The 1,202-nt window shown below is 56.2% G+C and carries 1 protein-coding gene; it reads left to right on the forward strand.

Annotation, left to right across the window (positions count from 1 at the left end; all coding sequences use genetic code 11):
- Entirely contained in the window at positions 1 to 1,176 is a 1,176-nt protein-coding gene (gene tuf, locus QOL67_RS22015; RefSeq protein ID WP_283428142.1) for an elongation factor Tu, read from the forward strand.
- Positions 1,177 to 1,202: the final 26 nt, after the last annotated feature.

Raw genomic sequence — 1,202 nt, forward strand, 5'->3', positions numbered from 1 at the left:
ATGGCTAAGGAAAAGTTTGAGCGCAGTAAACCGCACTGCAACATCGGCACCATTGGTCACGTTGACCACGGCAAAACCACGCTGACCGCAGCGATCACCAAGCAGTTTGGTGAGTTCCAGGCGTACGACGAAATCGACGGCGCACCTGAAGAAAAAGCCCGTGGCATCACCATCTCCACCGCGCACGTGGAATATGAAACCGACGGCCGTCACTACGCACACGTCGACTGCCCAGGCCACGCTGACTATGTGAAAAACATGATCACCGGTGCGGCGCAGATGGACGGCGCGATCCTGGTTGTGAACGCAGCTGATGGCCCAATGCCACAGACCCGCGAGCACATCCTGCTGGGCCGCCAGGTTGGTATTCCTGCCATGGTTGTGTTCATGAACAAAGTGGACCAGGTTGACGACGAAGAGCTGCTCGAGCTTGTCGAAATGGAAATCCGCGAACTGCTGAACGAATACGACTACCCAGGTGACGATATCCCAATCGTTGCGGGTTCGGCTCTGGCGGCTCTGGAAGACCGTGACGACAACATCGGCAAAGAGAAAATTGCTGAGCTGATGGCCGCAGTTGACAGCTACATCCCACAGCCACCACGCGCTGTTGATGAGCCGTTCCTGATGCCAATCGAAGACGTGTTCTCGATCTCTGGTCGCGGTACTGTTGTGACTGGCCGTATTGAGCGTGGCGTAATCAATGTTGGCGACAGCATTGAAATCGTTGGCATCAAAGACACCCAGACCACCACCTGTACCGGTGTTGAAATGTTCCGCAAGCTGCTGGATCGCGGTGAAGCTGGTGACAACGTTGGCGCATTGCTGCGCGGTATCGACCGTGAAGCTGTTGAGCGTGGTCAGGTTCTCTGTGCCCCAGGTTCCGTGAACCCACACACCAAGTTCGAAGCAGAAGCCTACATCCTGACCAAGGATGAAGGTGGCCGTCACACGCCATTCTTCGCGAACTACCGTCCACAGTTCTACTTCCGGACCACTGACGTGACCGGCACTGTTGAGCTGCCAGCGGGCACCGAAATGGTGATGCCTGGTGACAACCTGAAATTCAACGTTGAGCTGATCGCACCAATCGCGATGGAAGCTGGCCTGCGCTTCGCGATCCGCGAAGGTGGCCGCACCGTTGGGTCCGGTGTTGTGTCCAAAATCGTTGAGTAATTGCGCCTAGCGTAATTCCTGCAACT

The sequence above is a fragment of the Shimia sagamensis genome (genome assembly GCF_900182745.1).
Classification (GTDB): Bacteria; Pseudomonadota; Alphaproteobacteria; order Rhodobacterales; family Rhodobacteraceae; genus Shimia; species Shimia sagamensis.